This window comes from Paenibacillus glacialis (assembly GCF_001637205.1).
Classification (GTDB): Bacteria; Bacillota; Bacilli; order Paenibacillales; family Paenibacillaceae; genus Paenibacillus_AQ; species Paenibacillus_AQ glacialis.
On sequence record NZ_LVJH01000007.1, the window covers coordinates 91,597 to 115,625 of the forward strand.

The 24,029-nt window shown below is 40.2% G+C and carries 27 protein-coding genes, 1 pseudogene and 1 riboswitch; of the genes and pseudogenes, 18 read left to right on the top strand and 10 right to left on the bottom strand.

Annotated features, from left to right (window positions below; genetic code table 11):
• Positions 1-143: 143 nt before the first annotated feature.
• On the bottom strand, positions 144-320 hold the full coding sequence (locus tag PGLA_RS05800; protein WP_068530109.1) for an H-type small acid-soluble spore protein: 177 nt from the start codon (positions 318-320) through the stop codon (positions 144-146).
• A 235-nt stretch (positions 321-555) separates the two neighbouring features.
• On the opposite strand from PGLA_RS05800, the pseudogene PGLA_RS28785 reads away from it, so the two are divergent.
• From PGLA_RS28785 to PGLA_RS05810, 3 genes and pseudogenes are all read left to right on the top strand, one after another.
• Positions 556-686, top strand: a pseudogene (locus PGLA_RS28785) (sporulation initiation factor Spo0A C-terminal domain-containing protein); the annotation flags it as partial.
• Positions 687-1,354: 668 nt separating this feature from the next.
• Positions 1,355-2,416 (top strand): Gfo/Idh/MocA family protein, encoded by a 1,062-nt coding sequence (locus PGLA_RS05805; protein ID WP_068530112.1) that lies wholly within the window; start codon positions 1,355-1,357, stop codon positions 2,414-2,416.
• Positions 2,417-2,639: 223 nt separating this feature from the next.
• Positions 2,640-3,518 carry a helix-turn-helix transcriptional regulator gene (locus tag PGLA_RS05810; protein ID WP_068530116.1) on the top strand — a complete coding sequence of 293 codons (879 nt, stop codon included), beginning with the start codon at positions 2,640-2,642 and terminating at the stop codon, positions 3,516-3,518.
• Positions 3,519-3,750: 232 nt separating this feature from the next.
• On the opposite strand, the gene PGLA_RS05815 is transcribed toward PGLA_RS05810, so the two are convergent.
• Entirely contained in the window at positions 3,751-5,949 is a 2,199-nt protein-coding gene (locus tag PGLA_RS05815) for a GH92 family glycosyl hydrolase (RefSeq protein ID WP_068530119.1), read from the bottom strand.
• A 39-nt stretch (positions 5,950-5,988) separates the two neighbouring features.
• On the bottom strand, positions 5,989-7,083 hold the full coding sequence (locus tag PGLA_RS05820) for a GntR family transcriptional regulator (protein WP_068530123.1): 1,095 nt from the start codon (positions 7,081-7,083) through the stop codon (positions 5,989-5,991).
• Positions 7,084-7,590: 507 nt separating this feature from the next.
• A riboswitch (guanidine-I (ykkC/yxkD leader) is annotated at positions 7,591-7,689 on the top strand.
• Between the two features lie 67 nt (positions 7,690-7,756).
• On the opposite strand from PGLA_RS05820, the gene PGLA_RS05825 reads away from it, so the two are divergent.
• Both PGLA_RS05825 and PGLA_RS05830 read left to right on the top strand, forming a co-directional pair.
• On the top strand, positions 7,757-8,098 hold the full coding sequence (locus tag PGLA_RS05825) for a DMT family transporter (protein WP_068530126.1): 342 nt from the start codon (positions 7,757-7,759) through the stop codon (positions 8,096-8,098).
• Positions 8,099-8,413: a DMT family transporter gene (locus PGLA_RS05830; protein WP_068530137.1), complete on the top strand. Its 315-nt coding sequence runs from the start codon at positions 8,099-8,101 to the stop codon at positions 8,411-8,413.
• A gap of 251 nt (positions 8,414-8,664) precedes the next feature.
• Here PGLA_RS05830 and PGLA_RS26575 read toward each other — a convergent pair whose 3' ends face one another.
• The gene (locus PGLA_RS26575) at positions 8,665-8,886 is read right to left on the bottom strand and encodes a hypothetical protein (RefSeq protein ID WP_084410778.1); all 222 of its coding nucleotides are present in this window, start codon (positions 8,884-8,886) and stop codon (positions 8,665-8,667) included.
• A gap of 281 nt (positions 8,887-9,167) precedes the next feature.
• Between PGLA_RS26575 and PGLA_RS05835 the strand changes: the two genes are divergently transcribed.
• From PGLA_RS05835 to PGLA_RS05840, 3 genes are all read left to right on the top strand, one after another.
• The gene (locus tag PGLA_RS05835) at positions 9,168-9,485 is read left to right on the top strand and encodes a hypothetical protein (RefSeq protein ID WP_068530142.1); all 318 of its coding nucleotides are present in this window, start codon (positions 9,168-9,170) and stop codon (positions 9,483-9,485) included.
• Between the two features lie 30 nt (positions 9,486-9,515).
• Positions 9,516-9,641 carry a hypothetical protein gene (locus tag PGLA_RS29365; RefSeq protein ID WP_281197260.1) on the top strand — a complete coding sequence of 42 codons (126 nt, stop codon included), beginning with the start codon at positions 9,516-9,518 and terminating at the stop codon, positions 9,639-9,641.
• Between the two features lie 161 nt (positions 9,642-9,802).
• Positions 9,803-10,633, top strand: coding sequence for a stalk domain-containing protein (locus PGLA_RS05840; protein WP_211269504.1), 831 nt, complete (start codon positions 9,803-9,805; stop codon positions 10,631-10,633).
• Positions 10,634-10,653: 20 nt separating this feature from the next.
• Here PGLA_RS05840 and PGLA_RS05845 read toward each other — a convergent pair whose 3' ends face one another.
• Both PGLA_RS05845 and PGLA_RS05850 read right to left on the bottom strand, forming a co-directional pair.
• Positions 10,654-11,385 (bottom strand): ZIP family metal transporter, encoded by a 732-nt coding sequence (locus tag PGLA_RS05845; protein WP_068530146.1) that lies wholly within the window; start codon positions 11,383-11,385, stop codon positions 10,654-10,656.
• A 109-nt stretch (positions 11,386-11,494) separates the two neighbouring features.
• Entirely contained in the window at positions 11,495-12,064 is a 570-nt protein-coding gene (locus PGLA_RS05850) for a thymidine kinase (RefSeq protein ID WP_068530148.1), read from the bottom strand.
• A 122-nt stretch (positions 12,065-12,186) separates the two neighbouring features.
• On the opposite strand from PGLA_RS05850, the gene PGLA_RS05855 reads away from it, so the two are divergent.
• Both PGLA_RS05855 and PGLA_RS05860 read left to right on the top strand, forming a co-directional pair.
• Positions 12,187-12,399, top strand: a complete 213-nt coding sequence (locus tag PGLA_RS05855) for a hypothetical protein (RefSeq protein WP_068530149.1) — start codon at positions 12,187-12,189, stop codon at positions 12,397-12,399.
• A 90-nt stretch (positions 12,400-12,489) separates the two neighbouring features.
• Complete coding sequence (locus PGLA_RS05860; protein WP_068530152.1) at positions 12,490-12,813, top strand: hypothetical protein; 324 nt, start codon at positions 12,490-12,492, stop codon at positions 12,811-12,813.
• 99 nt (positions 12,814-12,912) lie between these two features.
• Here PGLA_RS05860 and PGLA_RS05865 read toward each other — a convergent pair whose 3' ends face one another.
• On the bottom strand, positions 12,913-13,218 hold the full coding sequence (locus PGLA_RS05865) for a DUF2627 domain-containing protein (RefSeq protein ID WP_068530155.1): 306 nt from the start codon (positions 13,216-13,218) through the stop codon (positions 12,913-12,915).
• Positions 13,219-13,421: 203 nt separating this feature from the next.
• Here PGLA_RS05865 and lpdA point away from each other — a divergent pair, with 203 nt between their 5' ends.
• The 5 genes from lpdA (at position 13,422) to lipB (ending at position 19,197) form a co-directional block, all read left to right on the top strand.
• Entirely contained in the window at positions 13,422-14,843 is a 1,422-nt protein-coding gene (gene lpdA / locus PGLA_RS05870; protein ID WP_068530157.1) for a dihydrolipoyl dehydrogenase, read from the top strand.
• A 185-nt stretch (positions 14,844-15,028) separates the two neighbouring features.
• On the top strand, positions 15,029-16,063 hold the full coding sequence (locus tag PGLA_RS05875; protein WP_068531303.1) for a thiamine pyrophosphate-dependent dehydrogenase E1 component subunit alpha: 1,035 nt from the start codon (positions 15,029-15,031) through the stop codon (positions 16,061-16,063).
• A complete protein-coding gene (locus PGLA_RS05880) occupies positions 16,054-17,040 on the top strand; it encodes an alpha-ketoacid dehydrogenase subunit beta (protein ID WP_068530160.1) in 987 nt (328 codons plus the stop codon). The genes PGLA_RS05875 and PGLA_RS05880 overlap by 10 nt, the downstream gene beginning before the upstream one ends.
• A gap of 20 nt (positions 17,041-17,060) precedes the next feature.
• On the top strand, positions 17,061-18,431 hold the full coding sequence (locus PGLA_RS05885; protein ID WP_068530162.1) for a dihydrolipoamide acetyltransferase family protein: 1,371 nt from the start codon (positions 17,061-17,063) through the stop codon (positions 18,429-18,431).
• 64 nt (positions 18,432-18,495) lie between these two features.
• Entirely contained in the window at positions 18,496-19,197 is a 702-nt protein-coding gene (gene lipB, locus PGLA_RS05890; protein WP_068530168.1) for a lipoyl(octanoyl) transferase LipB, read from the top strand.
• 2 nt (positions 19,198-19,199) lie between these two features.
• On the opposite strand, the gene prli42 is transcribed toward lipB, so the two are convergent.
• Positions 19,200-19,301 carry a stressosome-associated protein Prli42 gene (gene prli42, locus PGLA_RS27320; RefSeq protein WP_145939492.1) on the bottom strand — a complete coding sequence of 34 codons (102 nt, stop codon included), beginning with the start codon at positions 19,299-19,301 and terminating at the stop codon, positions 19,200-19,202.
• A 97-nt stretch (positions 19,302-19,398) separates the two neighbouring features.
• On the opposite strand from prli42, the gene PGLA_RS05895 reads away from it, so the two are divergent.
• Entirely contained in the window at positions 19,399-20,541 is a 1,143-nt protein-coding gene (locus tag PGLA_RS05895) for a tripeptidase T (RefSeq protein ID WP_068530169.1), read from the top strand.
• 101 nt (positions 20,542-20,642) lie between these two features.
• Here PGLA_RS05895 and PGLA_RS05900 read toward each other — a convergent pair whose 3' ends face one another.
• Complete coding sequence (locus PGLA_RS05900) at positions 20,643-21,845, bottom strand: hypothetical protein (protein WP_068530170.1); 1,203 nt, start codon at positions 21,843-21,845, stop codon at positions 20,643-20,645.
• A 112-nt stretch (positions 21,846-21,957) separates the two neighbouring features.
• Complete coding sequence (gene mciZ, locus PGLA_RS26580) at positions 21,958-22,092, bottom strand: Z-ring formation inhibitor MciZ (RefSeq protein ID WP_084410780.1); 135 nt, start codon at positions 22,090-22,092, stop codon at positions 21,958-21,960.
• A gap of 95 nt (positions 22,093-22,187) precedes the next feature.
• Here mciZ and PGLA_RS05905 point away from each other — a divergent pair, with 95 nt between their 5' ends.
• Positions 22,188-22,763 carry an NUDIX domain-containing protein gene (locus PGLA_RS05905; RefSeq protein WP_084410782.1) on the top strand — a complete coding sequence of 192 codons (576 nt, stop codon included), beginning with the start codon at positions 22,188-22,190 and terminating at the stop codon, positions 22,761-22,763.
• Positions 22,760-23,974, top strand: a complete 1,215-nt coding sequence (locus PGLA_RS05910; RefSeq protein ID WP_068530174.1) for an endonuclease Q family protein — start codon at positions 22,760-22,762, stop codon at positions 23,972-23,974. The genes PGLA_RS05905 and PGLA_RS05910 overlap by 4 nt, the downstream gene beginning before the upstream one ends.
• The last annotated feature ends 55 nt before the right edge of the window (positions 23,975-24,029 follow it).

A 24,029-nucleotide genomic window follows, 5' to 3' on the forward strand; every position in this document is an offset into this window, starting at 1 on the left:
ATATATTTAAGGACTAGCCACCTGTGAAGGTGGCTTTTGTTTTGTTGGGACGAGCAGGGACTGAGCGTAAAACAAAGGTATAGGCTCTAGCAAATGTAAATTAACGCTACTTAATGTAAGGATTCGGGGTTATCTTGTTTCATTTAATACTCAATCAGACTTTCTAAGGATACAGTCAGTTCTTGCTCTGATTTATCAAGTGAATATATCCTCGCTGTGCCATCATCATTTACATGTTGAATAAATACAGGAGTTCCTTGGTAAGACACATTTTTCATCATTGGTGATTCGGAAATTTCAATTGCTCGTTGTTTGTGCATAAGTACTCTCCTTCATTTCGAATTATATGTAGTTTGTGGATCATTAAGTTAATTTATCCCATATAAAAATTGACATTTAACCGAATTTAGCTCACGGTGTTCCTAGGCGATTTTGCCCACAAATAATCATTCTTGAACCCGATAAATATTCGGATTTAGTGATTGTCTATTATTATAGAAGTAACTCCCTAGCAGTATACTCTAACTCCTCCAAAGCCTTACTATAAAAGGTTTCGGCAACATCGACTCCATCAGTCACCTGTTCGGCTACACGATCAATATAAGCAAGTCTAAGCCTACGAACTCGAATTCATCGCGATGGTAGCTGACAAGCTTAGGATTGAGGGGTTTTATATAAACTACTAGTTGCTAAACCAATCGTATACCGTCTATTTTTGGGTTCTAACAATCCAATAAATAGACGGTATTTTTATTCAAGTGTTTTTTGAATCTGTTTTGAAATCACTCGAGAATGTGTTTAGTAACCTTGGAACTTATTATTTCTTGGATATATGGATATGGGTATAGAAAAAAGATTTACAACGATCATGACCAAACCAAAGATTAATAGCCCTTTTTCTATATCTTGTTTTTCGGGATCATCATTGAATGCAAATATCCCGCCAACTAAATATAGTTCTACAATATTTGTATTGTTAGAATCTTTTAGTGAACTGCCGCATTCGATATATAAATAAGCTTTTCACTATTACCTTAGACACACTTATTATATATTTTCAAAGCCATTTTTCCACCTTCTACCTGTTTTATATTTCCACAATCGAATCATTGTTAACAAATCAGGTCTATGTAGTTATTGAAATTTATGATGTTAACTTTATTGATTCATTGTTAAATTAGCGTTAGTAAATATTGTCGTATGTCCAATACAATATCAAAAGACAAAATTCAGGAATAATAGCACAAAACTGTAGGAAGATAATACTTAAGATGGTTTGTAAAATGAAGATACCAAACAAGTCATCGTAAATGGGCGGCATAACGCCTTTTAAGAATGGAAGGGGATAAGAACTATGGAAAATGGACAAACGTATAATCTTGCCATTATCGGCTTTGGCGGCATGGGTAGTTATCATGGAGAATTAATTGATGAAGTTGAACGTATTAGAGTCACCGGGGTCTATGATCTCGTGGACTATCGTATGCAACTGGCTGAGACTAGAGGATATAAAACTTACGAAAGCCTGAATGCTGTTTTGTCCGATGAAACAGTCGATATCGTTGTGATTGCGACACCTAATGATATTCATAAGGAACTGTCTATTCAAGCGCTTCGTGCTGGAAAACATGTGGTTTGCGAAAAGCCTGTTACTATAAACAGTTCTGATTTGCTGGATATTATGAAAGTGTCCGAGGAAGAGGGCCGTATCTTTATGGTTCATCAGAACCGTCGTTGGGATGAGGATTTTCTCATCATTAAAGATATCTTTGAAAAAAGAAAAGTTGGAGAAGTCTTCCACCTGGAATCTCGGGTTCAAGGAGCCAATGGTATCCCGGGAGACTGGCGCCAGCTCAAGGCTTATGGCGGTGGAATGCTTCTTGACTGGGGCGTGCATTTACTAGACCAACTGCTTCTCCTTACCGATAGCAAAATAGAAAGCGTCGCAGCAAGTCTAAGTTCAATTTTGGGTACGGAAGTTGATGATGGATTCACCTCACATATTCGGTTCAAGAATGGCTTGACGGCACTAATTGAGGTGGGAACTACCAATTACATCAAGCTGCCGCGCTGGTATGTAAAAGGATTGGAAGGAACAGTTGTAATCGTGGATTGGGATCTAAGCGGAGAGATCGTTAAGAATAATCCGGATGTTAGTAAAATCGAACCCGTACCGATTCAGGCAGGTAGAGGATTAACAAAAACGATGGCACCTCCATCGGAAGAATCAACCTTGAGATTGCCATTAGACCGAGTCGGAGATTCTGGTCAAGACTTTTATTCCAATGTAGTAGCTGTAATCGAAGGGGTTACTGAGCCGGCTGTCAAGAACGAAGAGGTTTATCGGGTGCTGGTCCTTATCGAAACTATATTTGAAGCTGCAGAAACGAACAGCGTTATTCATAAAGAATTATAATTCAACTCTGTATTCAATAACATAACCTATCCGAAAAGATCGCATAGCGCTCGTAGAAACGAGTGACGTCGCGATCTTTTTGTGTCTAAACTTCATATATTTATCCACAGTAGTAGCTAAATATAAATATAATATATTGACTAATATAATTAATATAGTTAACATTTTTGATGTACATTCGTTTTAAGAACGACAAAAAGATTAAAGAGTGCGAGGGATTATCATGAGTTTTTATTTAGAACTTCCGAAGTTGGATAAAGATTTTTCTTTCCGAAGCTTTGTCGATCTGGGAACCGGATTATGCTATCCGCACTGGCACAAAGAAATTGAAATTATTTACGTCACCAAAGGAATTCTTGATCTAGGCATTAATGATGTTCCGATTCGCATGCATAAAGGCCAAATTCAATTCATTATCGGTGGCGACGTTCATTACTTCCTCGCTTCACCCGATAGCGAGCGGATTGTCATCCAATTTAACCTAAGTCTATTTCATGAGATAGCTATGCATATCAATAATAAACGATCTAGCGGGGAAGCCTTTATGGGGATGGAGCATTCCAGTTGGAAATGGCCGCAAACCGTCGCAGATAGAATGCGCTTACTGATTGAAGTCATTCACGAAGAAAATATCCTATGTAGGGAAGGCTACATGTACATGATTAAGGCAAAGATGTATGAAATGCTTGCTCTTATTTATCGTGACATTCCACAAAATAGTCTGCAACAAAATACGGAATTTTCGATTAATGGGAATATTCGCTCCCACGAAATGCTTGAAAAGCTTGAACGTGTTTTTTCGTATGTGGAAAATCATTATCGAGAATCCATTACACTTAAGGAAATTTCGGAGTATATGGGCTTTGATTCTTTTTATTTCAGTAAGATGTTCAAAAAGAACACAGGCAAAAACTTTATTTCTTTTCTTAATGAGTACAGATTGAACAAAGCTAAGTGGTTATTATTGACTGAGGATGAGCCCATGATGGCCGTTGCGGAAGCTTCCGGTTTTGGAAGTGTTAAAACCTTTCATCATCTATTTAAAGAAGCAACAGGTATTTCACCGTTGAAATATAGGAAGACGTTAGCTGGAAAAATTTAAACGAACATCATATGATAAAGCTCCTACTCCGATTTGTATGATTTAAATCGTAGTAGGCTATTTTTATGGTATTGTAAATCCTCGGTGAAGTTTATTTATGGGAAATTTTGTTTGCATAGGAATGAATTTAAGCAACATGAGGTAGTGGAGGAGCTTTTATATAAGAGGTGAAAATAAGGGACATCCCTGGAGGCCCTAAATGGACTGCTCTAGGATGTCCCTTACGGGATTATTAACCGTTACGCTTCGTTATCGAGAAAGGAAGCTCCTCCGGCCCATAAGAACGGTATGTTGGAGCCAATCCTAGACGGAAATCCAACGACTTTCCTTCCAAAATATCCTCATGCGTAATATACAATTTGGTATATTTTTCGTTCTCCAATGTGACGTTAGCAACGAAATTGGACTGTGTGTTATTGTTCTCGGTATGAATCTGCATATGTTGTCCATTTGGGAGTTCAATCGTAATACTGTCGAACAGCGGGATGCCGAGTACATATTCATTGCTGCCTGGGCATACCGGGTAGAAGCCCATGGAGCTGAATACATACCATCCAGACATGCTGCCATTATCTTCGTCGCCGGGGAATCCGTCAAAACCACTATTGAATAGGTTGGTTAATATCTGCTTGATTACGACCTGGGATGATGCCGGCTGTCCGACATAATTGAACAAATACGGAATGTGGAAGCTCGGCTGGTTGGAAATAGCCACTTGACCGAAATCGACGGCTGCCATTTCGCTCATCTCATGAATTTCAAAGCCGTAGCCTAAAACATCGAAATCAGGTGCTTTGTTGCACAATTCAGTGATTTTGTTAAAGAATGGTTCCTTGCCTCCATAAGCTTCGATCAAACCTTCGAAATCTTGAAATACTGCAAAGCTGCTCTGCCATGCACTGCCTTCAGCGTAATCAAGTCCCCAGCTCGTATCGTTGAAGTTTGGACGGAAATGTCCATTTTGATCCTTCGCTCGCATGAATCCGGTCTCGGTATCAAAAATATTCCGGTAATTTAAGGCGCTTTGTCTGTAACGATCTGCGATATCTCCGTTTCCTAACACCTCAGCCACGCGGCTGATGCAGTAATCGCTGTATGCGTAGTCCAGAGTATGATTAACACTCTCGTGATAGTTGCTTGGAACGTAACCATGTTTAATATAATCCAGCGTTCCCTGTCGACCATAGCAGTTCTTTTCACTTTGCGTCGTGGCTGCTGTCAACATCGCTTCAAGCAGTTCGGGCATCAGGTGTTCTCCGATTCCTTTCGTTGCAGCATCAGCAATAACAGCGTCAATGAGCGTGCCAGGCATCAGTCCGCGCTCATCTGGAGACAACCATTTTGGTAAAAATCCAGTTTCTCGGTATGAATTCATAAAGCCCTCGAGCATTTCCTCATATTCCTTAGGTGCAATGATGGAGTACAGAGGATATACGGTTTTGTAAGTATCCCAGAATCCGTTATTCGTATAAAGAATACCTTCCTTGACGGCTCTAGCTGTTGTATCGTAATGAATCGGCTCCATATTGGCGTCCAGCTCATAGAACTTCTGCGGGAATAGAAACATGCGATACAAGCATGTGTAGAAGGTCCGTAAATATTCCTCGTTTGAGTGTGTGACTTGGATTTTGTTCAGGTAGTGATTCCAAGATTGTGCAGCTTGTTCTTTCAGTCCATCGAAGGATGTGCGCATATCTCGATGCAGATTGAGCTGTGCTTGATCAATGCTGATAAATGAGGTGGCCAGATTAACTTCCAGCGTACCCTTCTCGCAGTCCACAAAACGAATGACTGCATGCTGATCTTCGCCGCTTAGCGTACTTACATTGATTAAACTTCCTTCAGCATTATAATAACCGGAACACTCAAGATCAATGTCCTTGTTAAAGGTCATAGCCACGTACATCCGGAGTCCATCGTCGTGACAGCCAGAGAAATTGCTGACATATCCGGAGATTGTACGATTTGCGACATCCAGATGGAATTCGCTCTTGTTCTTCGCATTCAGTACGAAACCGGCCTGCTGGACGCCGTTGTATTTGATGCGTAAACATGCTCCGTAGCAGGTTGGAGCTAGTTCGGTTGTAATGTTGTAGCGTTGTTGTTTCACTTTAACGTAATGAGGTTTAAATATCGCTTCTTCAGGCCGGTAGGAGCTTTGGCAGGAAAAGACGGACCCTCTGATTTTGTCATCTGCGATAGGTGTCATGAGGAAATGAGAGAAATCTCCCATCCATGGGCTCGGCTGGTGAGTAAGACGAATTCCTTGAAAAACGCGGTCATTCGGATTGAAAAACCAGCTCCCCTCATCGTTTGTCTGTACGACAAAGTGATTCATACCGAAGGGGACCCCGGTGTATGGGAGTGTATTCCCGTTGGAATAAGAGTGTTTGTTATTGGTACCTTGGCGTGTGTCGACGTAATGCAACATATAGAGTCAGTCTCCTTTAATATTCAGAAATAATAAGTGCTATAATTTCTTTACAGTCTGACGTTCAATGAGCTGAACAGGGACTATAATGTTTTCCCGCAAATGATCCTGAGGACTCTCAATAAGACGGATAAGGCTTTGTGCAGCCAGATAACCCATTTGGCCGAAGTCCTGCGAGATCGTTGTCAGCTTGGGCTCGACAAAGCTGGCTAGGTTAATATTGTCAAAGCCCACAATCGATAAATCATCCGGAACCGACAGACCCAACTCCTTGGAAATTTGAATGATTTCGATGGCAATCAGATCATTCTCTGCAACAATCCCCGTGATCCCTTCCTCCATAACAGATTGTATGAATTCGATATAGTATTCTTTTCCGTTATTGTTGTCATGGGTCAAATATCGATCAGTTAAGTCATTCACACCGTAATCGATCAGGTTGTTATCATACAGCGCCTTTAGGTAACCGAAATATCGCTCCCGAATCGATGAGGAATTCTCTACCTTCAAGGAGGAGAGAAAGGTGATTTTCTTGTGATTATTCTCGATCAGGTGCTTGGCGGCCTGATATCCGCCATCAAAGTTATCGGAGACAACAGACTGGAATGGAATCCCTTCAATACATTTATCCATGGTCACCAGCGGGTAACTGGACAGATGATATTGATATAGAATACCAAGATCGCAAATGCTGCTTAGCGGGTAGAAAATCACGCCCGAGTTGGTGCTTTGAAGAGCTGCCTTCAATAGCTTTCGTTCTTCGACAATGGTATTGGACTGGATGTGTAACGTATAGTCGGTATTCGTAAGATATTCATTAATGCCTTGCTCATAATCCCCAAGCCCGGGATTGTGGGCGAACGGCAGAATTAACAAAATCTCCTTGCGTGCTTTGGCCGAAGCTTGGGTCGAGACATGGATTGGATTCACAAAGCTTCCCTTGCCCTGCACCCGATAGATCAGACTTGAGTTTTCCAATTCCGTCAGTGCCCGCTTAGACGTGATCCGGCTCACGTTATATTGCTTCGAAATAACTGCTTCGGTTGGAAGCTGATCCCCACTCTTCAACTCTCCTGATTCAATCTTCGCCTTTAAAGCGTTTACGATATTTTGGTATAGTGGAATCTGTCCCATAACATATCTCCTCACTGAATTTGATATATCATATTTATGCTGTGTATGTCAAATTTTTATGATAGGTTCTTAATTTGAAATTATAATTATTATGTTGAATATACGACATAATAGACAGTTCATGCAATAGAAAAGAGATAACTGACAAACAGAGGCGAAAACGAGCAGAATTGAACTGCTGTCTAGCGTTCGTACTCAATTACTAAAGGAATATTTAACTTTCAATGAGCATCGGATTAAGGAATATTTCAGGTGAAAACGTTACCGAATCACGTGAAAATTATAATAATTATGTGCTAGATAATGAAATGGAGTATATCATAAGATATTTTTTATTGTTCATTGATATATCAAATATTGAAGATTAATTGTTACGTTCTAAGAATGGGGAAGCTGTGAAGTCAACTGAAATACAGACAGCAAGGAATGTATATTTTTCTGGAAGATTTAACTTTTAAGCTTGATTAAGATACAAAAGTATGTATAATTCAAAGTAATTGTATACGTAAAAATGTTTTCTAGGGTTCCGCAACAACAATGTTGGTCTGGTCCGAGAGGAAACTCACAGCTACGGCTGTGTCACGGAAGGATAAAAGCCTGGGAGAAACTGTTTAACAGTTATCTCTCGGGCTTTTTTTTGTATGCAAAAATAAAATTGGAGGTGTTTTTTCAAATGAATGCAAATTGGATTAAAGTATTTGTAGCTGCTTTTTTTGAGGTTTTTTGGGTTATTGGCTTGAAACACGCAAGTGACTTTTGGACTTGGAGCGGAACGGTTATTGCTATCATGATTAGCTTTTATTTTATGATTATGGCTGGGCGAAAACTTCCTGTAGGGACGGTATATTCAGTTTTCGTAGGAATGGGTACAGCAGGGACTGTTCTTTCGGAAATCATCTTCTTTGGTGAAACGATTAAAGTGGGCAAGATCCTTTTGATTTTACTTTTACTAGTAGGTGTTATTGGCTTGAAATTAGTTACGAATGATAAAGATCAGGAAGGGGCTGAATCTTAAATGGCGTGGATATCTTTAATTTTAGCAGGAATATTTGAAATGTCTGGTGTTGCTATGATAAATAAATTTCATAAGGAGCGTAATTGGCAATCGTTAGTACTGTTAATTGTGGGATTTGGAGCAAGCTTCGTGTTTCTTGCATATGCCATGAAATCATTACCTATGGGGACAACATATGCGATTTGGACTGGGATTGGTGCATCTGGTGGGGCGATATTAGGAATGCTTCTATATGGTGAATCAAAAGATTGGAGAAGAGTCGTTTTTATAGCAATGGTTCTGGGCTCAGCGATAGGATTAAAACTCGTCTCGTAACAATAACAATACCACTACGATCCCTGTCGCCGCCAACGAGGTGATTTGGTGGTTGGTCCATGGTATTTTGAATATACAAAGAAATCGCTCCTTTTGAATGTTTGGTGGTACTTCCATTTCACCAAAAAGAGCGATTTCTTTGTATTGTTATGTGTGAAAAATTTTGCTCCTACAGAAAAAGGGTGTCCCTAGCCATTTCTCAATGGATTTTGGGACACCCTCATCTTGGGGTTATTCCCCGTGTTTGTCTGTTATATCAATGCAATGGCTAGTAATGTAAATAAGCTCAGTGTCAAAATTTGATTTTGCGGATAAAAGGCAGATGTGTGTACTTGGTTTCTAGGGGAGTCTGTTCTTAAATAAACATATTGGTTATCTACACCTGTTATAACACCTTCATGTCTGTTCCCGTCTACAGTAAGGATACGAACTCTTCGATTCATACAGCTCACGCAGTTATAATATGCCTCCACTTATTAGTAAGCCTCCTTTCAACTCATAAAGTATTTTATGAGTTATATAACTAGCTTGTGTCGGCTAAGTTACCTATTCATCAGTGTAGTAAAAGAGTGAAATGTGACGTCATATTTTGAAATAGGATCATGTTTAAGGAATTTAGTAGTAACGAGAGCATTATTGTTGAATATATTGATAAACAAAGATCATGTCGTTGTGTGAATCAAGTGTAGCCCTAGTCCTCGCCTCACACCAAAAATGCTTGAGCAAGGACAAAATATGGTGGGAGGAAGAATAAATGACTTCCTTTAGGAAAAAAAGTAAGACCAATAAATCATCAAAAAACAGTAAAAAAAATGAATCCATTTTGGATTCATTACAAGGAAATAATATTGAAATCATTGTGGCTGCGCTACTTGTAACTGGTAAATTAAGAGTTGATGCTGTGCAGTTATTTAGACAAGCAACAATGATTGTTAGTTTAGTGGGTCAATATAATACGCTGAAAAAAATGGATAATTCGAATGTGAATAATTTGATTGATTTTATTAACAATAATGGAAATTTGACATTGGATGAGCTTATCCAAGGGATTAGGGGAAATACAGAAGGATGATGAATTCATACAAGGAAAGAGGTTGCATCCATGAGTGATCTTCATTTTGATGGTGCTTTTTTCGCGGAGAGTTTAGTAATCATTATACTCGTTGCACTGTTTATCTTTGGAACTTCAGATATTGAAACCTTAAGTGCAACACCAACCAGAGATTAGAATTTCTATATAATGAACATGGATAAGCACCTTACAAAGGTGTTTTTTTTGTTGAATATTCACTTAATGAAATAGTTACAATCTTTTTTCTGGAAATTTTGCTAAAATGAACATACGATAAAGACAAGAGTATTTTGTTCACCATGAAGGGTGGGTTATCATTGAAATCTAAGAAGTGGGTTGTTGTTACCACGGCTGTCTGTGTATTACTTGGAACCTCTGTTATAGCTTTCGCATCTAATCCAATTAAATTAATAATAAATGGCGATGAACGTTATACAGAGACGCCACCACAAATTATAAATGGACGAGTTATGGTACCTTTAACGGCCATCACAGAAGTGTTCAATAAAATAGTATCTTACAACGCGAATTCAATGGAAGTTGAAATACGAGATCCGAAAGAAAAGGTGATCTCTCAAATGGATAATATAGAAATCACTGGCAAGGAAAGTGAAGATGGGATCTATGAGCACTTGCAACTCGTTACAGACCAATTCAGTCGTAAGTTGGATGGCTATAATGTAACGAATCCGACGTATGCTCCAGAAATCATGTCTGTAGATTTAAAAGGTGATGGGAATAAGGAAATTGCCGTTATTCTGACTACAGGTTATGGCACGGGTGTGTACATAAGCGAACTTCACTTAAGAGAAGGAGATTCGGGGATTGAAATTCCTGTGGAAGATGCTTTGATCGCAATGAAGAAACAATTCACAGGAACTGTTACGAGTAAAGGAATTGACATGAAAGTAAATGGTCATCACACCCTACTCACGAATGATAAGTTAAACACAGAGAGAGAACACTGGTTCGAAGAGCCTGTCATTGGTAATATTATTTATTATAATATTGAGAACAACATACTAAAGGCATCGGCCGCTGTACAGATATCTCCAGGTGAATTTATCGGGGAACTTGAGATCATATATACGTATAAGAATGGCATCTTTCAGGTGGGAGAGGCTATCTTTTCCCAAGACGAAGAATAGCCTCTGTTCATTCAAACCATTTAACTAAACATGTAACTGATGTAGACCATCGCAAGCAGACCGATAATAAAAGAGTATGTAGAGGGTCTTTCATATCCATGTCCATGACTTTCAGGGATGAGTTCTTTATACACGATAAACATCATGGCTCCAGCGGCGAAAGCTAATCCATAGCCGATTAAAGAATCTATGTAACTTGCGGTAAAGTAACCTACAATCGCAGCAATCACTTCTATAAACCCTGTGACGGCGACGAGTAGAAGTGCATTGAGTTTCGTTACGTTAGAATTCATTAGGAATATCGCTAGGATTAACCCTTCTGGCATATTCTGTGCACCAATTGAGATGGCTACCATGGGACCCAAGATTTCATTCTCACTGGCAAAGCTAAAGCCTGTGCTTAGCCCTTCGGGAATGTTATGGATGAAGAGTGCAATAATGACTAGTAGAGATTTAGAATCGAACATGCTAATACCAGAGTCATTCTCAACATCAATATGGGGAATGCTCTTCTCAATGAGATCAAGAACAACAATTCCTAGCAATAACCCAATGGTCAGTGCTATAATCCCGGATTCATTCACTGCCTGTGGCATCAATCCAAACGTGGAGGCGGATACCATGATACCAGCCGTAAAGGCAATCAGGATGTCCTTCCACTTTTCAGAAAGACTTTTTACAAAGAATAAAGGAACGGCTCCAAGTACAGTAGCCATTGCTGATATAAAGCTTCCAATGATAGCAGCTTCCATAGATAAACTCCTTTATATGATGGATTGTCAAGGGCTGTCGCACTTGTATTAATAATCCGTCATTTTCGCTAAAAATGGGGTGCAGGAGCGCTTGTTTTTGTGTTTTATTTTATAGTGATGGATTGACATGGCATTTACGACACACCGGATAATAGGTTTCATTTCCACCGATCTGTATTTGCTGTCCTGTATAGATAGGTTTGCCGTTCTCTACTCGTAATGTCATCGTAGCCTTTCGTTCACAGAACCAGCAGATGGTTTTTAATTCTTCAATTTTGTCTGCATAGATTAACATGTTTTTACTGCCTTCAAAAAGGTTGTTTTGAAAATCATTTTTAAGACCAAATGCCATGACGGGAACGTGAAGTTCGTCCACAATTCGGACTAGCTGAAGAATGCCATTCTCGGTCATGAACTGGCATTCATCGATTAGAACACACGAAGGTTTAGGGTGATGCTCTTGTACGATTCGATAAATATCAGTATCCTCATAAATGGGGATCGCTTCTTTACGTAAGCCAATTCTTGAAGATACGTAACCTACTTCATCTCGGTCATCGATCGCTGATGTGAAGATCAAAACATGTTTATTCTGTTCTTCATAATTATGAGCAACTTTAAGAATTTCAATGGATTTACCGCTATTCATAGCGCCATATTTAAAAAATAACTGTGCCAACCGTACATCTTCCTTTCATTATGCCTCAAAGTATTATGTGGGGATTATCAATTTCCCAGTCATTTATCCATATTAACAAAACTTCAAACACATAAATAGTACCCTAATAGGAGGAAATAATAATGAACAATACGCTAGAACAATATAAAGAACAAATTGCAGATTTGGAAAGGGAAGGGTCACTCGATTTGAACACGCAAATGCTTTTGAATCATCTAGTGGAGGATTTAGAGAAATGTGTGCAGTTGAACTTATCCTTAAGAAAATCAGTGCTGAAATCTAATTCTAAGGAGTCAAGAATGTCAAGTAAGCTTCGAGATGCCTTATACGAATAAAAGAATCTACACTTTATATATGCAAAAATGTGCTTATCCATATCACCAATTCTGGATTCTTGCTATATGTTATAGGAAGGAGAATTTGTGGTGAAGGGTGGGGTGATTGTGAGTGTTTCCTCAAAAAAAAACAAAACGAAAAAAAAAGAGGTTCGAATTTCCAACAAGGGGCAATGCACGAATGGATCTACCCCGAATTTAACTCCACAACAGATATCTTTAATTGGTGCTCTCTTGGCTGGTTTCTTCAATATAGATTCTGTGATATATACTCGTGACAATATCTTACAGGTTTTACTGACGACGGATAAGTTAACGGAACTTCCGATATTGGGTCCTCCGTCCAAACAACAGCAGACAGACATTCTGAATGCGATTGATATCGTTGCAAGTAATGAAAGTAACCTCAGATAGTGCAAAAAGACTCCGTTTGCTATATTGCGAACAGAGTCTTTATTTGTTCATATTAGAATGATGACTGTTCACGTTAATCCCGCTGTCCTCACGTTAAACTTATGGTTGAGTGGGAGCTTGAGGGGGCTTGGGTTTGCGTTTCTCTTTAAAGCGTGGACCCACATAATTTCGTTTGCGATCTCTGGTTAGAATCCAGCCTCCTAGAAAGGTCATGCCTGCAACAAATAGAAGAAATCCTCCTCCAAAATGAAGCCACTGGAAGGACGGATCTGTAACTGCATCGTCACCATGCAATGAGATATAATCGAATATGGAATCTTTCATCATTAGAAATCCAGTCATAGCTAGTAATCCTGGAATCACTAAAATTAGAATGGCAATGAAGCGGGATATAAGCAATTTCATGGCTGAATCCTTCCTATTTCTTGGAATGTTTATCTTCATGTATAATACCGTGTTCAAGAAGGCTTGTCTATTTGTGATGATACTCTAAACTTTGTAATACGAATGAAAAGGAGTAGAATATAAGAGAGTGAAGGAATGTCAAGATCATTGCAAGCGGGTGTGACATTCCATTTAGGTGAAAACCAAATAGGTGGAGGATGTATATGACTATTACATGTGATATTGCAGTGCTTGGAGGAGGAACCGGTGGTTATGTTGCCGCAATCCGTGCTGCTCAATTAGGCAAAGATGTCGTTATTATTGAAGAAGACAAGCTTGGTGGAACCTGTCTGCATCGGGGTTGTATACCAAGTAAGTCTTTGTTACGAAGTGCTGAGGTATACGCGGATATTAAAGAAAGTGATAGCTATGGTATTGAGACTAGTGGGGCTAAGGTAGTATTCCCTAAAGTGCAGCAGCGAAAGACTGATATTGTAGAACAGTTGCATCAAGGCGTCCAATATTTAATGCGTAAGAATAAAATAAGAGTGCTACATGGTAAAGGTCGTGTGACCGGACCTTCGATATTCTCACCTAAGAGTGGGGCTGTAGCTGTAGAGCTTTCTGACGGAGAAATGGAAACCGTCGTTCCAGCACATTTAATTATAGCTACAGGGTCCCGCCCAAGGATATTACCGGGTCTTGAACCAGATGGCATTCATATTCTTAGTAGCGATGAAGCACTCTTAATGGAACAATTGCCACAATCTATGATCATTATCGGTGGTGGAGCCATTGGTGTGGAATGGGCCTCTATGCTGAATGATTTCGGAGTTCAGGTTACGATTGTAGAAACTGCCAATCAACTGCTCCCACTTGAAGATGAAGACGTGTCGAAAGAGCTAACAAAAATATTTACCCGTCGTGGTATTCGTGTCCTAACAGGTAGAACAGTGCAAGTGGATACATATCAAGTCAATGATGGCGTAATCACTTTGGATATAGAACATGGGGACAAGACGGAGCGTCTCACGGCAGAGAAGTTGCTCGTATCCATCGGGCGTCAAGCGAATATAGAGAACATTGGTATTGAAAATACGGATGTGCGTACTGAAAAAGGTTTTATTGCGGTAAATAAATTCATGCAGACAGGTGAAGCACACATCTATGCCATAGGGGATGTGATCGGTGGCGTTCAATTAGCTCATGCGGCTAGTCATGAAGGAATTGCGGCTGTAAACCATATTCATGGAGAGACAGTTCATCCTTATGAATCACAACTTATTCCACGTTGTGTATATACACGTCCAGAAGTAGCAAGTGTTGGTTACACAGAGAAAGAGTCCAAGGAAAGAGGACTAGATGTTAAGGTTGGAAAGTTTCCTTTTCAAGCGATTGGGAAATCCTTAGTACATGGAAGCAAGGACGGATTCGTCAAAGTTGTTGCGGACCGTAAGACGAATGATATTCTAGGAGTGCAAATGATTGGTGTTCATGTGACTGATTTAATCAGTGAGGCTGCTTTAGCACAAGTATTGAATGCAACACCTTGGGAAGTGAGTCAGACCATTCACCCGCATCCTACGTTGTCTGAAGTGCTTGGGGAAGCCATGCTTGCGGTTGATGGAAATGCGATCGGAATGTAAGTGTGAATAGGGTAAGTAATGGATAGATTAAAAATTGTTATGAGTCATGTGATGAATCATTCTTTTCTTTTTGAATGAAAAAGGATTATAATAGGTTTAGCCTAGTCTTAGTACCTGGTTTTAAGATCAGATCAGATAAAGATCAGATAAGAGGATTTGGCTCTATGAACAAGGAGGTACCTGCGATGAATGATAAAGAAAATACTAAATTGAAAAATCAGCATGAGCAACTTGGACTGAGTGATGGTCAAGTGATAGACATGTACAGATATATGCTGTTGGCACGTAAATTTGATGAACGCAATCTATTACTACAACGGGCAGGTAAGATTAATTTCCACGTTTCAGGCGTGGGTCAAGAGACTGCACAAGTTGCTGCGGCGTTTGCCCTTGATCGTGAGAAGGATTATTTCCTTCCGTATTATAGGGACTATGGATTTGTCTTAGCTGTAGGAATGACTCCAAGAGAATTGATGCTCTCAGCTTTTGCAAAGGCAGAAGACCCGAATAGTGGTGGACGCCAGATGCCTGGACACTTTGGTAGCAAACGATTACGAATAGTTACAGGATCAAGTCCGGTGACAACGCAAGTTCCTCATGCCGTTGGATTTGCACTGGCAGCCAAAATGAAGAAGCAGGATTTTGTATCTTTTGTTACTTTTGGAGAAGGATCAAGTAATCAAGGTGATTTTCATGAAGGTTGTAACTTTGCAGGCGTACACAAGTTGCCTGTCATCATCATGTGTGAGAATAATCAATATGCTATCTCAGTTCCTATACACAAGCAAATTAGTGGGAAAATTAGTGATCGTGCACTTGGATATGGATTTCCAGGTATTCAAGTTGACGGAAACGACGCCCTTGAAGTATATCGCGTTGTTAAAGAAGCAAGAGAACGTGCGATCCGTGGGGAAGGCCCAACGCTAATAGAAGCGATGATGTATCGACTTTCACCCCATTCAACTTCGGATAATGATTTGGCGTACCGTACGCAAGAAGAAGTGGATGAGAACTGGAAGAAGGACGGCGTAGCTCGTATGAAATCCTATCTCATCAGTCTAGGGATTTGGGATGAGGCTAAGGATGCAGATTTGGTTGTACAGTTAAATATGGAGATTAAAGAAGCTACGGACTATGCTGATCATGCACCGTTCCCGAAACCAGAAGATACGCTTCTGCATGTCTATGCTAGCGCTGAGGAGGAGAAGTCATGGCAGTAATGGAATATATCGACGCGATTCGTCTTGCGATGAAGGAAGAAATGGAACGCGATGAGAATGTATTTATCCTAGGTGAAGATGTTGGAGTCAAAGGCGGCGTATTTACGACGACCAAGGGATTAATAGATCAGTTCGGTGAAGAACGTGTGATGGATACACCACTGGCTGAGTCAGCCATCGCTGGTGTCGCTATCGGAGCTGCCATGTACGGAATGAAGCCTATTGCTGAAATGCAATATTCGGACTTCATGTTACCTGCAACGAATCAAATCATAAGTGAAGCGGCCAAAATCCGTTATCGTTCAAATAATGATTGGAATTGCCCTATTGTCGTTCGGGCACCTATTGGAGGAGGGATCTTTGGTGGATTGTACCATTCTCAGTGTCCTGAATCAATATTCTTTGGTACACCAGGCTTGAAAATTGTCGCACCCTATTCTGCGTATGACGCTAAAGGGTTATTAAAAGCAGCAATTCGCGACCCAGATCCAGTACTCTTTTTCGAAAATAAGAAATGTTACAAGCTCATTAAAGAGGATGTACCATTGGATGATTATATTGTACCGCTTGGCGTAGCCAATGTATTACGTGAGGGTGACGATATTACGGTTATTGGTTATAGTATGCCACTTCATTTCTGTATGCAGGCTGCCGAAGAGTTGGAGAAGGAAATGGGAATTACAGCTCATGTTCTGGACCTACGTACGTTACAGCCGCTTGATCGGGATGCTATCCTTGCATCAGTTCGTAAGACAGGTAAGGTACTTATTGTTCATGAAGATAATAAAACGGGTGGTATTGGTGCTGAAGTATCTGCCATCATTTCAGAAGAATGTTTGTATGATTTGGATGCACCGATTATGAGGTTGTGTAGTCCAGATGTACCAGCGATGCCAATTAGTCCGCCAATGGAGAAATTCTACATGCTTACTAAGGATAAAGTGAAAGAAGCCATGATCCATTTGGCGAACTACTAGAAAGTTTAGGAGTGAATGAAATGTCTGATAATAAGCAATTAATTGATGTGTTTATGCCGCAACTTGCCGAATCACTTGTTTCTGCAACGATTGGTAAATGGCTTAAGCAACCTGGAGATAGAATTGAACAATATGAACCGATCTGTGAAGTCATCACAGATAAGGTGAACGCTGAAATTCCATCTACCTTGGATGGTATTATGGGAGAACTCATCGCTGAAGAGGGAGAAACGATTGCAGTAGGTGAAGTCATATGCAGAATAGCTGTGATTTCTACGAATGAATCCGCTGCTGTCAATGTACCTACAAACACAGCGATCCATGAAGACTCACCTTCCGCATCACAGGATCAATCTATGCGTAGTCGATATTCACCTGCTGTACAAAGTTTAGCAGCTGAACATGGGTTGAATCTTGCTGACATTAAAGGAACAGGTATGGCTGGAAGAATTACTCGTAAAGACGTGCTGGCATACGTAGAGCTTGGACATTCAGCACAAGCTAAGCCATCTTCTGTACCCTCTGCGGACTTGGGTGGAGCAAATTCACCATTCCAAGGATTATCACATGCGAATCCTGCGGTGACTCCTTCTCAATATGTGGAGAATAAATCACCTGCTACTCGGAATTCAGGACTTCATTTGAATGAAACTCCACAAATTCCGAATAACGTTATTGAAGGTCAACAAGGAAGAGCTGAGACGCTGATTGACATCACACCTGTGCGGAATACGATTGCAACACGTATGAGACAAAGTGTGTCTGAAATTCCTCATGCTTGGACGATGATTGAAGTGGATGTAACGAATTTAGTGTTGATCCGCAACAAGCTCAAGGATGAGTTCAAACGCAATGAAGGAGTTAACTTAACCTATTTAGCGTTTCTTTTGAAAGCTGTCGTAAATGCAATTAAAGATTATCCTATTATGAATTCTGTGTGGGCTACAGATAAGATTATTGTCAAACGGGATATTAATATTTCTCTAGCGGTAGGAACAGACGACACGGTTATGGTTCCTGTTATTCAGAAGGCAGATCAGAAGAATATTGCAGGTCTGGCTAAGGAAGTTGAAGAACTTGCGACCAAAACACGACAAGGGAAATTGAAATTGGATGATATGCAGGGTGGTACATTTACCGTAAATAATACGGGCTCCTTTGGCTCAGTACTATCGTATCCGATTATTAATTACCCGCAAGCTGCGATTCTCACATTCGAATCGATTGTTAAAAGACCTGTTGTAATTAATGACATGATCGCTGTGCGCTCCATGGCTAATATATGTTTGTCGCTAGATCATCGGATTCTGGATGGCGTCATTTGTGGACGATTCCTTCAGCGCGTGAAGGAGAACCTAGAAGGTTACACGTTAGATACGAAGCTATATTAAGAAACGTAATGTGAAGACAATTAGGTTTTCTTCTTTGTCTTGCAGAGAAGGGCGGGTATGACGTTTGCGCAAAATACTTGATATTTCTTATTTACCATTCATTGATTATGGTGAAGCTTGGGATTTACAAAAGGAAATCGTACATCGTATAGATCTTGGAGAGCAACAGGAAACCCTGTTGCTCTTGCAGCATCCACCTACGTATACCATGGGATCGCAGAAACATCCAGAACATCTGCTTCTTAGTCAAGAGGAGTTAAAGGAACGTGGAATTGCTTTATTTGAAATTGACCGCGGTGGAGATATTACATATCATGGTCCTGGACAACTGGTAGGATATCCCTTGCTCTTATTAAATGGAGACGCAGGAATCGATTTACATGGTTATTTACGGAATCTAGAGCAAGTCATCATTGATTACTTGGCTCTTTATGGTGTTCAGGGGATTCGCAAACCGAAGTATACCGGCGTGTGGGTAGGTGAGCATAAGATTTGTGCGATCGGTGTGAAGTTTAATAAATGTCGGCATAATCGAGGGTTTGTGACAAGTCATGGGTTCGCCTTCAATATACAATCAGGTATTCAGAATGAGGGATTTCAAGGTATTGTACCTTGTGGAATTCAGGAATTCGGAGTTACATCGCTAGAGGACTGTACAGGAAAAGAATTCGATCTCATGCAAGTTGCTAGTGAGATTGCACCATTATTCTGCTCATTATTTGATTATGAAGGTTCCTTATCGGATAAATTAAAAGAAGCCCGCTGAATTTAGCGGGCAATGAGAGGTTCAACGACCATTAGCAATGTAGAGCCAAGCATCGCTATAAGCATAAGGTAAATGAAAACACGAAATAGTTTTTTTCGTTGCATAAAGAAACTCCTTTGAATTAAGTTTAGTTGGAAAGATTAGATTAGGTATTTTGCTATTCACTTATTGTAACGTATCCACGAGAGAGAGGGAAGTCCAATGACATCACAAGAGCGTATTGTGCAAGAATTTATAGAATTGGTTCAGGTAGATAGTGAGACTATGCATGAAGAGGAAATCGCAATCGTACTTAAGAAAAAGTTCAGTGATCTTGGGTTAAAGGTATTTGAAGATGATAGTAAAGAACGTACAGGCCATGGTGCTGGAAATTTGATTATCACGTGGGAGGCCGATCAACTCAAGGACGCTCCACATATCTTCTTTACTTGCCATATGGATACTGTTACACCTGGTGTGGGGATCAAACCTTCACTTGGTGAAGATGGCTGGATCACGAGCGACGGTACGACAATTCTAGGTGCAGATGATAAAGCGGGGATTGCTGCTATACTTGAGGCTATTCGTGTTATTCAGGAGCAACAAATACCTCACGGGCAAGTTCAGTTCATTATTACTGCTGGTGAGGAATCAGGGCTTCGTGGAGCACGAGCATTTGATCCTAAGCACTTGGATGCTGAGTACGGGTACGCAATAGATTCCAATGGAGAAATTGGTGCTATTGCAGTTGCTGCACCTACTCAAGCCAAAATTAAGATGACAATTATCGGTAAATCAGCACATGCTGGTGTGAATCCGGAAGATGGAATCAGTGCTATTCAGGTCGCTTCCAAAGCCATTTCACGCATGAATTTGGGCCGTATTGACCATGAGACGACTGCTAATATTGGTAAATTCTCAGGTGGTGGTCCAACGAATATTGTGTGCGATCGGGTACAACTTGATGCTGAAGCTCGTAGTATCGTTCAAGAAAAAGTAGATAAGCAGATTGCACAGATGAGAGAAGCGCTAGAGACAACGGCTAGAGAATATAATGCCGAGTGCGAATTCTGTAGTGAAATACTATATCCCGCTTTTAACTTCTCAGAGAATGATGCTGTCGTGAAGCTAGCTCAACGTGCCATTGGGAATCTTGGATTAACGAGTCGAGTGTTCCATTCTGGTGGAGGAAGCGATGCTAACATATTTAATGGATTCGGTATTCCTACCGTAAACCTTGCGCTTGGATATGAGGACATTCATACGACCAAAGAGCGAATCAAAGCAGCTGATATGCTAAAAGCATCTGAGATGGTCGTTGCGATCATTCAGGAATCTGGTAAAGAGACAGCGAACAAAAAGTAATAAACAGGATTATTCATTCAATATAGAAAAGAAGCCTGATATCCAGTTGATATCAGGCTTCTTTGTATGAATTGTTCCATAGACTATTTCTAATCTTACCTTCAGCCTTCCAATGGTTTGGAAGACATACGTCGTCTCTGGGCGGTTCCCCAAAGGGTATGCCAATGGGTATGATGTAGGATGTGTAAGGATTGGGTAATATTGTGTATGTATTGATCGACTAGCTCGGTGGAATCATTTGCTTGTGGAGGCAGTTCATGTCTATTTAATAAAGACTCTAATGTGATTTGTAGATAACATGCTGCTGTTGCAAACTGTGCTTTAGTGTGAGTGATGTCATTCATATAGATTCGTTCAAAATGCTCTGCCGCGATTTGTAAATGCCCTTCATCATACATAATTTCAGCGGCAATAAACAATAGATTCTGACTATGTTGTTCTTTCATATTCGACGGAAGCGGAGATAGGCTGGAAAGCAAATCTTTGGCTCTCTGGCGAAAACCTTGGTTATATAATATGTATATCAACTGACTCAATTCCGCTTCATTTGGAACAGGTACAATGGATAAGGATTCATCTAGTAGTCCATGACATATAGCTAGTTTAGCCATATCTAATTGTTGGCTGCGTGTTAGACTCGAAGAAGAGTGACGATCACTCATTAACCACTGACAGAGGTTCAGCAGTGTTTCTGCGGAAGTCGTGAATGATTCCATATGTATTTCCAAATGAATAAGTTCTTCTAATCGGTTGTTCAGTAAATGAAAAGCTTGGGAGAATTCCCCTGTATGAAGACAACATTGAATAAATTGAAGATAATTGATATTAGATAAATGGCTAAGGGAAGAATATAGAGTAGAGGACTCTTTATAGCATCCTATAATGAACAAAGCATTAGCCAATAATGTAGAACTCATCTTGCTTTCGTAGCATTTCTGACGCAATATGTCTATGATTTCGTAGTCTTTCTTACCCATCGAATGAAGAAGATCTCCCCATTCAACCAACCCATCCAACTTATATTTACCGCTCTTAAGGCATTGCTGGAATGCAAAAATAGCTTCGGATTTATTGTCTTCCGATTTGTTGAGCTTACCATATTCAAACCATACTAGGGACTTGTCGAATCCCTCTTCAGAAAGATCATTTTTGAATTCATAACTACTATTATGTAATGATTTCTTAAAGCTCTCTATAGCTTCAGCATGTAACCCACGCGTTTTGTACCACATTCCAATCTTAAATTGCAGAGCAGGGGGGTGGTGGTTGATAAGTAGTTGTTCTTCTAGCTCTTTTTTATTCATAGCGACGCCTCCATCCCTATGTATAACGCTAATAGTAGTCATTAGTTTATAGGATGAATTAATAAATTTTAATAAAAGGTCGAAAATTGAACAAAATATGAATGAATACATATTATTTTATTTTTTTAAGTAGTTCCTTTACGGTTATGTGTGGACCCCATTGCTTTTGCCACTGTTGAAGCATGATTTTAATCTGCCAGGCTTGTCCTACCATGTGGAATGAATCCGTTGATCGATAGCTTTTCATCCATTTTCCTTCTTTCAAATGAAGTTTGTTATAATATCACCATATGTATCAGCTTGTCCTTTCATGCTTATTTATATAATTAAGGGGGAATTATCTTGAAAGAAAATAAATCTAACTTAACATCTGCGTTGGATGAAGTTACATTATCAACACAGCCTATTTACGAAGGGCGAATCATTTCCCTACAGATAGATACCGTACGTCTACCCGATGGGAAGACGGCTACACGTGAAGTGGTTAGACATCCCGGAGCCGTTGCAGTACTTGCTCTGCATGAAGGGAAGATGTTAGTCGTCGATCAATTTCGTCAACCAATGGGTCGATGTGAAATAGAGATTCCAGCAGGGAAACTCGAGCCTGGTGAGGATCCTTTGGAGGCTGCAGTTCGAGAATTAGAGGAAGAAACGGGGTATCGTTGCGGTGAGATCAAGCTATTGCAATCCTTTTATACATCGCCTGGTTTTGCTGACGAGTTGATTCATTTGTATGTGACGCAGGATTTGGAAATTGGTGAAATGGCTCCTGATGAAGATGAGTTTCTAGAGTTGTCAGAAATTACACTTGAAGAAGCATATCGTTACATCCAAGAAGGACGGATTAGTGATGCGAAGACAATTATGGCTGTATATGCGTGGCATCTGTTTACAATAACCGGTAAGTTTGGAGGATGACCTTGAGCTCATTAGATTCTCAAGAAAAGTTACAGGATTATTATGCTGATTTACATATTCATATTGGTAGAGCCACAGATGGCCAAGCGGTAAAGATTACGGGAAGTCGAAATCTTACATTTGCTAATATCGCTAAGGAAGCGGCAGAGCGTAAAGGGATAGACCTAATAGGGATTATCGATTGTCATTCCCCCTCGGTACAGAATGACATCCTATCTTGTTTATATTCTGGGGAAATGAATGAAGTTGTCGGCGGCGGGATTGAATATCGAGGAACAACAATCCTGTTGGGAAGTGAAATTGAATTCAATGAACCAGATAAGGGTGCTGCACATGTACTAACTTATTTTCCCAATGTAGACGTAATGCAGCAATTTAGTGCTTGGATGGTTCATCACATGACCAACATTAATCTAAGTACTCAGAGGATCTATGTACCTGTGAGAGTGTTGCAGGAAGAAGTGGTAAGGCGGGGAGGGATTCTTATTCCTGCGCATGTGTTCACTCCCCATAAGGGTTTGTATGGAAATGTAACCGACACGATGGGAGACGTTCTGGATCCGAACTTGATCAATGCAATTGAGCTAGGCTTAAGCGCTGATTCCACAATGGCTGGTACATTGAGTGAGTTAGATCATGTTACTTTCTTGAGTAATTCCGATGCGCATTCGCTTGGGAAAATAGGACGTGAGTACAATAAGATAAGTTTAGCTAATCCCTCTTTTGAAGAATTTCGTAAAGCTTTGGCGAGAGAAGAGGGGCGCCGCGTGAGCGCTAACTATGGATTGAATCCTCGACTGGGTAAATATCATCGTACATTTTGCAATAGCTGTCATGTCATCATGGATGATCATGTAGCAACGATGAATGGACAGATATGTCCTAATTGTGGAGGTGAGAAAGTAGTACAAGGTGTGCTGGAACGAATAAATAGTATTTCAGATCGGAGCGAACCCTATATACCCGATCATCGCCCTGCCTATCATTACCAAGTTCCGTTAGAGTTCATCCCAAGACTTGGGAAAGCTAAAATGGCTTCGTTGCTACGTGTTTTCGGAACGGAAATGAACATTCTTCATCAAGCGAATGAACAATCGATAGCTGAAGTAGTAGGGTTAGAAATGGCCAAAGACATCATTATGGCGAGGAATGGTGAACTCAACCTCGTCTCTGGTGGCGGGGGCACTTACGGCAAAGTAAAACGGACTTGATTGGACAAGTCATAGTTTGTATACGTCTCTCATAACCTATACATATGTGATAGGA